Raw genomic sequence first — 8,366 nt, forward strand, 5'->3', positions numbered from 1 at the left:
GCCCCCGGGGGCGGGGGCGGGGGGGGGGGCGGGGGGGCCGCCGGGGGGGGCGGCGCCCGGCGCACCGCCGGGGGCGCAGGGGCGGGGTGCGCTGGCCCGGTTCTGCGACGGTTTCTGGCAGCGGGCCCTCGGCTCCGCCCAGGGGGTGCCGGCATGAGCGCGGTACTCCTGGACGCGGTGCGCCGGCGGCTCGCGGAGAGCGGGGCGGAACCGACCCCGGCCCGGGTGGCGGCGGCACTACGGGCCCAGGGCAGGCTGCTCGGGGACGCCGAAGTGCTGGGGGTGGCCGCCGAGTTACGGTCCGAGCTGGTCGGAGCGGGCCCGCTGGAGGCACTGCTCGCCGATCCGGAGGTCACCGATGTGCTGGTGGCGGCCCCCGACCGGGTCTGGGTGGACCGCGGGGGCGGCCTGGAGCTGACCGGGGTGACCTTCGCCGACGCCGAGGCCGTGCGCAGGCTCGCCCAGCGGCTGGCCGCCGTAGCGGGCAGGCGCCTGGACGACGCCCGGCCCTGGGTGGACGCCCGGATGCCCGACGGGACCCGGCTGCATGCCGTGCTGCCCCCGGTCTCGGTCGGCTCGGCCTGTCTCTCGCTGCGGGTGGTGCGGCCGCGGGCGTTCACGTTGGAGGAGCTCGTCGCCGCGGGGACCCTGCCGCCCGGCGGGCACCGACTGCTCCGCGACATGGTCGAGGCCCGGCTGTCGTTCCTCGTCTCCGGCGGCACCGGAACGGGCAAGACGACCCTCCTCAGTGCCCTGCTGGGGCTGGTCGGCCCTGGCGAGCGGATCGTGCTGGCCGAGGACTCGGCAGAGCTGCGCCCCGACCATCCGCACGTGGTGCGGCTGGAGACCCGGCCTGCCAACCAGGAGGGGGCGGGCCTGGTCACCCTGGCGGACCTGGTTCGCCAGGCACTGCGGATGCGCCCCGACCGGCTGGTGGTGGGCGAGGTGCGGGGCGCCGAGGTGGCGGACCTGCTCGCCGCCCTGAACACCGGGCACGAGGGGGGCTGCGGGACGGTCCACGCCAACGCCGCGGCCCATGTCCCCGCCCGGCTGGAGGCGCTGGGGACGGCCGCCGGGCTCGACCGGGCGGCCCTCCACAGCCAGTTGGCCGCGGCACTGACCCTGGTGCTCCATCTGGTCCGGGACCGGGAGGGACGGCGCCGACTGGCCGAGGTGCACGTGCTGGAGCGGGACGCCGCCGGGCTGGTGGTCACCGTTCCGGCGCTGCGCTGGGCGGCTCGGGGCTTCGTACGGGAGCGCGGCTGGGAACGGCTTCGCCCGCTGCTGCGAGGTGCGCGGTGAGCGCGGGGGCGGGGCTGCCGGTACCCGTGTTCGCCGGGATGCTGTGCGCCGCGGCGGCCGCCTGGGGGCTCGCCGACGGAGACCGGGCGTCGCGGAGGGCCCGGGTGGTGCTCGCCGCGGTCGGTCCGGTGGTTGCGGTCGGTCCGCTGCGCCGGGAGCGGCTGCTGATCGCCGTACGGGTGAGGGCGGCGCGGTGGCGGGAGTGGGCCTGCCTCGCGGCGGGGCTGGTGGTGGCGGCGCTCGGCGGGTCGGTGATCCCGCTGCTGGCGGGGGCGGCGGCGGTGCCGCTGGTACGCCGCTGGCTGCGGGTACGGGCGCGGGAGCGGGCTCGGGAGGCGCGGGCCGCCGAGGTGGTGGCCCTGTGCGGGGCGGTGGTGGGTGAGCTGCGGGCGGGAGCCCAGCCCGGGCAGGCGCTGACGGCCGCTATGCGCCGGACCGCCGCCGGTCCCGGCGGGCCGGGTGCGGCGGAGGCAGGGGTGCTGGCCGCCGCGGCCTTCGGCGGGGACGTGCCCACAGCCTTGCGCCAGGCGGCGCTGGAACCGGGGGCGGAAGGGCTGGCCGGGATGGCGGCCTGCTGGCGGGTGTCGGTGGACGGCGGTGCGGGACTGGCCGCCGGACTGGAACGGCTGGAAGGGGCCCTGCGCGCCGAGCGGGACCGGCAGGAGTCGCTGCGGGCCCAGTTGGCGGGAGCGCGGTCGACGGTGCTGGTACTCGCCCTGCTGCCGCTGGTGGGCCTGCTGATCGGCACCGGGCTGGGCGCGGATCCGCTGCGGGTGCTGCTGCGCACGCCGATGGGGTGGGGTTGCCTGCTGGCGGGCGGGGTGCTGGAGGCGCTGGGGCTGGTGTGGTGCCGGCGGATCGTCCGGATGGGGGAGCGGTGATGGGGGACTTCGCCGTCCACAGGCTGGGGATCGCCGTCTGCCTGGCCGTGGTCGCGCTCTGGCTGGTATCGGCGGTGACGGCGCGGGTCCGCGCCCGGGCCGTCGGACGCAGGACCGCGGCCCTGCTGGGGGCTGGACCGGCGCTACGCGGGCCGGTGTTCGGATCCGCGCTCAGAGACGCGGTGGCCGCGTGGGCGGGCCCGGCCGGGGCACTGCTGGCGGGCTGGGTGCTCGTCGGCGGGGTGACGGGTGTGGCCGTCGGTGGCCTGGCCGCGTTCGGTGTGCGGCGGTGGTCGGCGAGGGCGCGGTCGCCGGCTGGAGTGGATCCACGCGAGGCGGAGCGTCAGTTGCCGCTCGCCGCCGATCTGCTGGCCGCGTGCCTGGCTGCGGGGGCGGGACCGGTGGAGGCCGCCGAGGTGGTGGGGGAGTCGCTGGGCGGCCCGGTGGGCGCTCGGCTGGCGAGGGCCGGCGCGGAGCTACGGCTCGGCGGTGAACCGGGCTCCGGGTGGGGGAGGTTGGCGGAGATACCGGGTGCTCAGGCACTCGCCGACTGCCTGGAACGGGCGGCGCGGACGGGGGCGCCCGCAGCGGAAGGGGTCTCCCGGCTTGCGTCCGGGCTGCGGGAGGACCGCGTCCGCACGGCGGGAGCGCGGGCGCAGCGGGCGGCGGTCCTGGTCACCGCGCCGGTGGGATTGTGTTTTCTCCCCGCCTTTCTCGCGATCGGGGTCGCGCCGGTGGTGATCGGTATGGCCTCGGGACTTCTCTCGAACACCTGAAGTCGCTTTGACCACAGGTATCAACAGCTGAAATCAACAGGAGGTTGTCATGAGGATCATCTGGGTTCGTGTGCGGACGGTACTGAGGGCGCGCGGGGGCGACAAGGGGATGTCCACGTCGGAATACGCCATGGGCACGATCGCGGCCTGCGCGTTCGCGGCCGTCCTCTACAAGGTGGTGACGAGTGAAGTCGTCGCCACGGCCCTTCAGTCGACCATCGGAAAGGCACTCGATGTGCCGTTCTGAGGGTGAGTCATGGGCCGGCCGGGGAAAGTCCGACCGGGGATATGTTACGGCGGAGGCCGCCTTGGTGATCCCGGCGCTGGTGCTGTTCGCGGCGCTGCTGGTGTGGGCGCTGATGGCGGCGGCCGCGCAGATCCGTTGTGTGGACGCGGCCCGGGCCGGTGCCCGGGCGGCGGCCAGGTCGGAGCCGGTGGAGGTGGCGGAGGCGGCGGCCAGGGCGGCCGCCCCACCGGGGGCGCGGGTGGAGCTGGAGCGGGCGGGCGACCTCTGGCGGGTCCGGGTGGCGGCGCCGGCACCCGGACCGGGCGGGCTGCCGGTGCGGCTCGGCGCGCAGGCGGTGGCCTTGGCGGAGGACAGTGTGGGGCCGCCGCCGTGAGCCGGGACCGGGGTTCGGCCACGGTCTGGGCGGCGCTGGTGGCGACGGTGCTGGGTGCGGTGTTCGGCGGCGTGCTGTTGCTCGGCCAGGCCGTCGTGGCCCGGCACCGGGCGGCGGCGGCCGCCGATCTGGCGGCGCTCGCGGCGGCGGCCACCTGGGCCCACGGGCCGGAGACGGCCTGCGCGACGGCCCTGCGGGTAGCCCGGGCACAGGGCGCGGCGCTCGGCGGGTGCCTGCTCCGGGGCGAGGTCGCCGAGGTCACCGCCGAGGTCGCGGCGGGCCCGTTCACCCCGGCGGTCGGGGCCCGGGCGGGCCCGCCCGCGGCGCCGCCCGGCTGAGGGCCCGGTCCGGGAGCCGCGTCGGGCCCCGGAAGGCCTGTCAGGCCCTGTCGCCCCGTCTGGCCCCGTCTGGCCCGGTCGGCCCCGTCAGGCCCGGTCGGGTCCGTCTGGCCCGTTGGCCCCGTCAGGCCTCCGAGGACTCGGCGGCCGGGGATTCGGACAGGAGGCGGGTGAGCAGACGGATGGCGCCGCGCTTGTGCAGGGGCTCGTTGCCGTTGCCGCACTTGGGGGACTGGATGCAGGAAGGGCAGCCGGCCGCGCACTCGCAGGCCGCGATCGCGTCGCGGGTCGCCGTCAGCCAGGCGCGGGCGGTGCTGAAGGCGCGCTCCGCGAATCCGGCGCCGCCGGGGTGGCCGTCGTAGACGAAGACCGTGGGGAGGAGGGTGTCGGGATGCAGCGGCACGGAGACGCCGCCGATGTCCCAGCGGTCGCAGGTGGCGAACAGCGGCAGCATGCCGATGGAGGCGTGCTCGGCGGCGTGCAGGGCGCCGCCGAGGATCTCCGGGTCGATCCGGGCCTCGTCGAGCTGGTCCTCGGTCACCGTCCACCACACGGCCCGGGTGCGCAGGGTGCGGGGCGGAAGGTCGAGTTTGGCCTCGCCCAGCACCTCGCCGGTGATCAGCTTGCGGCGCAGATAGGAGACGACCTGGTTGGTGACCTCGACGGAGCCGAAGCAGAGTCCGGCCGAGCCCCACGGGATCTCGGTCTCGGTCTCCAGGATGGAGATGGAGGTGGTGTCACGGGCCGTGGTGGAGAAGGGCGGGTCCGCCTGCTCCACGAGGGCCGCGGAATCCTCCAGGTCCAGGTGCTTCACGAGATACGTGCGGCCCTGGTGGAGGTGGACGGCCCCCTCGTGGACGGCGGTGTGGGCCGCCGACTCGTCGACCGTGCCGAGCAGCCGGCCGGTCGAGGCCTCGACGATCTGCACCGGGCGGCCGCCACCGCCCCGGATGTCGGTCAGATCCGAGGCCCGTTCGCGGCGGGTCCAGTGCCAGGCGGTCGCCCGGCGTCGCAGCAGCTTCGCCGCTTCGAGCTGGGGAAGGAGGTCCTCGGTCGCCGGGCCGAAGAGTTCCAGGTCCGCCTCGGTCAGCGGTAGCTCCGCCGCCGCCGCGCACAGGTGGGGGGCGAGGACGTAGGGGTTGTCGGGGTCCAGGACGGTGGCCTCCACCGGCTGCCGGAACAGCGCCTCCGGGTGGTGGACGAGGTAGGTGTCCAGCGGGTCGTCCCGGGCGATCAGCACGGCCAGGGCGCCCTGGCCGGAGCGCCCCGCGCGGCCCGCCTGCTGCCACAGGGAGGCCCGCGTGCCCGGGTATCCGGCGATCAGGACGGCGTCCAGGCCGGAGACGTCCACACCCAGCTCCAGGGCCGTCGTGGCGGCCAGCCCGAGCAGCTCGCCGGAGTGCAGGGCCCGCTCCAGGGCACGGCGCTCCTCGGGGAGGTAGCCGCCCCGGTAGGCGGCGACCCGGCGGGCCAGCGACCGGTCGACCGCCGCGAGCCGTTCCTGGGTGATGACGGAGATCAGCTCGGCGCCGCGCCGGGAGCGGACGAAGGCGACGGTACGGACGCCCTGGACCACCAGGTCGGTCAGCAGGTCGGCGGTCTCGGCGGTGGCCGTACGGCGTACGGGGGCGCCCTTCTCGCCGCGCAGCTCGGTGAGCAGCGGTGGCTCCCAGAGGGCGAAGACCACCTCGCCCCGCGGTGAGGCGTCGTCGGTGATCTCGATCACCCGTACGCCGGTCAGCCGGGACGCGGCCGCCGCCGGGTCGCTCGCGGTGGCGGAGGCCAGCAGGAAGACCGGTTCCGCGCCGTAGCGGGCGCACAGCCGCCGCAGCCGGCGCAGCACCTGTGCCACGTGGGAGCCGAAGACCCCGCGGTAGGTGTGGCACTCGTCGATCACGACGTAGCGCAGGGCCCGCAGGAAGGAGGACCAGCGGGGGTGGGCCGGAAGGATCCCGCGGTGCAGCATGTCGGGGTTGGTCAGGACGTAGTTCGCGTACTGGCGCACCCACTCGCGTTCCTCGACGGGCGTGTCCCCGTCGTAGACCGCGGGGCGCACGGCGTTGCCCAGCGGGGCGGCCAGTTCCCGTACGGCGCGCCGCTGGTCGGCCGCCAGGGCCTTGGTGGGGGCCAGGTAGAGGGCGGTCGCGCCCCTGCCGTTCGGGGCCTCGGCGCCGTCGGCGAGGGCGGAGAGCACGGGCGCGAGGTAGGCGAGGGACTTGCCCGAGGCGGTTCCGGTGGCCACGACCACGGACGTTCCGTCGAGGGCGAGCTCGGCCGCGGCGGCCTGGTGTTCCCACGGATGGTCGATTCCGGCCGATCCGATCGCGGCTACGACGTCTGTTCGGATGCGGTCCGGCCAGACTGCATGACGACCCGCCCGAGGGGGCAAGTGCTCCGTATGGGTGATGCGCGCAGCACGGGAAGGCCCCCGTGACAGGCGGTCCAGGACCGTGTCGGGGGTGGGTCGTGGGTCCGCGGGTGCCGTGGGCCGTCCGGGACCGGATGTGTTGGCCATCGGAACCGAGTGTGTCACCGGCGTGCGGGACAATGGTCCGAAGGCGTCGTGCGCGCCTGCCGGTAAGTGATTGAATGCCATCGCGGCAGCCAATCCCTCGCCTACCTTCGGGTGAGGGGGCGTCGCTCGATAGCAAGGTGCTGGAGGATCCGTGGACCTGTCCCTGTCGACTCGCACTGTCGGCGACCGTACGGTCGTGGAGGTCGGTGGCGAGATTGATGTGTATACCGCGCCCAAGCTGCGCGAGCAGTTGGTCGAGTTGGTGAACGACGGCAGCTACCACCTGGTTGTCGACATGGAGCGGGTGGACTTCCTCGACTCCACCGGCCTTGGTGTGCTCGTGGGAGGCCTCAAGCGCGTCCGTGCGCACGAGGGCTCGCTCCGTCTGGTGTGCAACCAGGAGCGCATCCTGAAGATCTTCCGTATCACCGGTCTGACCAAGGTGTTTCCGATCCACACGACTGTGGAAGACGCCGTCAACGCCACCGACTGACGGCTCCGCGCGGCCCCCTGCAGCCTCCGGGAGGCAGGGAGCCGACAAGGAGAGCGGGGGTACCGGGCCATGGATGGCCCGGGCCCCTGTCAAGGCACGCCCGTAGTCCGAGGGGGATGCGCATGGCCACCGTTGAACTGCGCTTCAGCGCCCAGCCCGAACACGTCCGGACGGCCCGCCTGGTCGCGGCCGCCGTGGCGCGCCGGGTCGGTGTCGGGGAAGCCGTCCTCGACGAGGTCCGCCTCGCCGTGGGCGAGGCCTGTTCGCGTGCCGTGGGACTCCATCGGAGCAACGGACTGACCGCGCCCGTCCGGGTGGTGCTGACCGAGGAGGACAAGGTGTTCTCCATCGAGGTCGGTGACGAGGTCCCCTCGCCGTCCGGCAGTGGGACCGACGCGGTGCCCGGCATCACCGCCGTCCTGGAGTCCGAGGGCGAGACCGAGGACGAGATGGGTCTCGCGGTGATCAGCGGGCTCGTCGACGACGTCGAGGTGAGCAGTGGGGAATCGGGCGGGACCATCCGGATGAGCTGGCCCCTGTCCGGAGTGTCCGAGCTGCCTTGAGATCCACCGCGGTGATCCGCCCCACGCTTGAACCTTCGTATCTTCCGATCTTTATCAAGGCCCTGCTGAGCAGGGCCTTTTTCATTTCCCTAGATCAATGGCGACACGTCAATGCCTTTGCCCCATTACTACTTTCGAGGGTAATGGAGTGACGCGATCTATTGCTGGGGAGCGAGAGCACGCCAATTACGTTTCCTGCGCACTGTTTTGATCGGGGCGCGCTCCCTACAATCCGTCCACATCTTGAGCTCATCACGTCAAGGAGGACGAATGACGGGGCTCTTCACCCCCATTGCGCCGGATCGCATCACGGATCTGGCAGCCGCAGTACTCACCGATGACAATCGGCTCATCGTGATCGTCATTGCGGCCGTGGCACTCGCCGCACTCGTCGTCGCGCAGATCCTGGTCCGCCAGGTACTCGCCGCCGACGAGGGAACCGACAGCATGAAGGAGATCGCCGCAGCCGTCCAGGAAGGCGCCAACGCCTATCTGGGCCGGCAGTTGCGCACGCTCGGCGTCTTCGCCGTCGTGGTCTTCTTCCTGCTCTTCCTGCTCCCCGCCGACGACTGGACGCAGCGGGGCGGGCGTTCCGCCTTCTTCCTCGTGGGCGCCATCTTCTCGGCCGCCACCGGCTACATCGGCATGCGTCTGGCGGTCCGCGCCAACGTCCGTGTCGCCGCCGCCGCACGTGAGGCCACCCCGGCCGAGGGGGAGCCCGCCAAGGATCTGACGGAGGTCTCCCACAAGGCGATGAAGATCGCCTTCCGGACGGGCGGCGTCGTCGGCATGTTCACCGTCGGCCTCGGCCTCCTCGGCGCCTCGTGCGTCGTCCTGGTCTATGCCGCCGACGCCCCCAAGGTCCTGGAGGGCTTCGG

10 protein-coding genes are annotated in these 8,366 nt (G+C 74.0%); 9 read left to right on the forward strand and 1 reads right to left on the reverse strand.

The window, feature by feature from the left end:
- Nucleotides 1-153 precede the first annotated feature (153 nt).
- From ACWGIU_RS21330 to ACWGIU_RS21355, 6 genes are read left to right on the forward strand one after another with little or no spacing between them, the layout of a single operon-like run.
- Complete coding sequence (locus ACWGIU_RS21330; RefSeq protein WP_453708045.1) at nt 154-1,302, forward strand: TadA family conjugal transfer-associated ATPase; 1,149 nt, start codon at nt 154-156, stop codon at nt 1,300-1,302.
- 38 nt (nt 1,303-1,340) lie between these two features.
- Complete coding sequence (locus tag ACWGIU_RS21335) at nt 1,341-2,183, forward strand: type II secretion system F family protein (RefSeq protein ID WP_453708059.1); 843 nt, start codon at nt 1,341-1,343, stop codon at nt 2,181-2,183.
- On the forward strand, nt 2,183-2,959 hold the full coding sequence (locus ACWGIU_RS21340; protein ID WP_453708047.1) for a type II secretion system F family protein: 777 nt from the start codon (nt 2,183-2,185) through the stop codon (nt 2,957-2,959). Before ACWGIU_RS21335 ends, ACWGIU_RS21340 begins: the two co-directional genes overlap by 1 nt.
- Nucleotides 2,960-3,008: 49 nt before the next feature.
- On the forward strand, nt 3,009-3,206 hold the full coding sequence (locus tag ACWGIU_RS21345; protein WP_453708048.1) for a DUF4244 domain-containing protein: 198 nt from the start codon (nt 3,009-3,011) through the stop codon (nt 3,204-3,206).
- On the forward strand, nt 3,193-3,579 hold the full coding sequence (locus ACWGIU_RS21350; RefSeq protein ID WP_453708050.1) for a TadE family type IV pilus minor pilin: 387 nt from the start codon (nt 3,193-3,195) through the stop codon (nt 3,577-3,579). The genes ACWGIU_RS21345 and ACWGIU_RS21350 overlap by 14 nt, the downstream gene beginning before the upstream one ends.
- Nucleotides 3,576-3,917 (forward strand): Rv3654c family TadE-like protein, encoded by a 342-nt coding sequence (locus tag ACWGIU_RS21355; protein WP_453708052.1) that lies wholly within the window; start codon nt 3,576-3,578, stop codon nt 3,915-3,917. Before ACWGIU_RS21350 ends, ACWGIU_RS21355 begins: the two co-directional genes overlap by 4 nt.
- 124 nt (nt 3,918-4,041) lie before the next feature.
- Here the strand turns inward: ACWGIU_RS21355 and ACWGIU_RS21360 are convergent, their stop codons facing one another.
- A complete protein-coding gene (locus tag ACWGIU_RS21360; RefSeq protein ID WP_453708054.1) occupies nt 4,042-6,513 on the reverse strand; it encodes a DEAD/DEAH box helicase in 2,472 nt (823 codons plus the stop codon).
- Nucleotides 6,514-6,583: 70 nt separating this feature from the next.
- On the opposite strand from ACWGIU_RS21360, the gene bldG reads away from it, so the two are divergent.
- From bldG to ACWGIU_RS21375, 3 genes are all read left to right on the forward strand, one after another.
- A complete protein-coding gene (gene bldG, locus ACWGIU_RS21365; protein ID WP_008743037.1) occupies nt 6,584-6,925 on the forward strand; it encodes an anti-sigma factor antagonist BldG in 342 nt (113 codons plus the stop codon).
- A 122-nt stretch (nt 6,926-7,047) separates the two neighbouring features.
- Nucleotides 7,048-7,488 (forward strand): ATP-binding protein, encoded by a 441-nt coding sequence (locus ACWGIU_RS21370; RefSeq protein WP_453708056.1) that lies wholly within the window; start codon nt 7,048-7,050, stop codon nt 7,486-7,488.
- Between the two features lie 270 nt (nt 7,489-7,758).
- Nucleotides 7,759-8,366: sodium/proton-translocating pyrophosphatase (locus ACWGIU_RS21375; protein WP_453708058.1), on the forward strand; the 608-nt coding region annotated here is incomplete at its 3' end.

The sequence above is a fragment of the Streptomyces sp. NPDC054840 genome (assembly GCF_053611065.1).

Bases quoted from the DNA above. Each gene is read 5' to 3' on its own strand.
- ACWGIU_RS21330 (WP_453708045.1), top strand. From the start codon at position 154: ATGAGCGCGGTACTCCTGGACGCGGTGCGCCGGCGGCTCGCGGAGAGC.
- ACWGIU_RS21335 (WP_453708059.1), top strand. From the start codon at position 1,341: ATGCTGTGCGCCGCGGCGGCCGCCTGGGGGCTCGCCGACGGAGACCGG.
- ACWGIU_RS21340 (WP_453708047.1), top strand. From the start codon at position 2,183: ATGGGGGACTTCGCCGTCCACAGGCTGGGGATCGCCGTCTGCCTGGCC.
- ACWGIU_RS21345 (WP_453708048.1), top strand. From the start codon at position 3,009: ATGAGGATCATCTGGGTTCGTGTGCGGACGGTACTGAGGGCGCGCGGG.
- ACWGIU_RS21350 (WP_453708050.1), top strand. From the start codon at position 3,193: ATGTGCCGTTCTGAGGGTGAGTCATGGGCCGGCCGGGGAAAGTCCGAC.
- ACWGIU_RS21360 (WP_453708054.1), bottom strand. From the start codon at position 6,513: ATGGCATTCAATCACTTACCGGCAGGCGCGCACGACGCCTTCGGACCA.
- ACWGIU_RS21370 (WP_453708056.1), top strand. From the start codon at position 7,048: ATGGCCACCGTTGAACTGCGCTTCAGCGCCCAGCCCGAACACGTCCGG.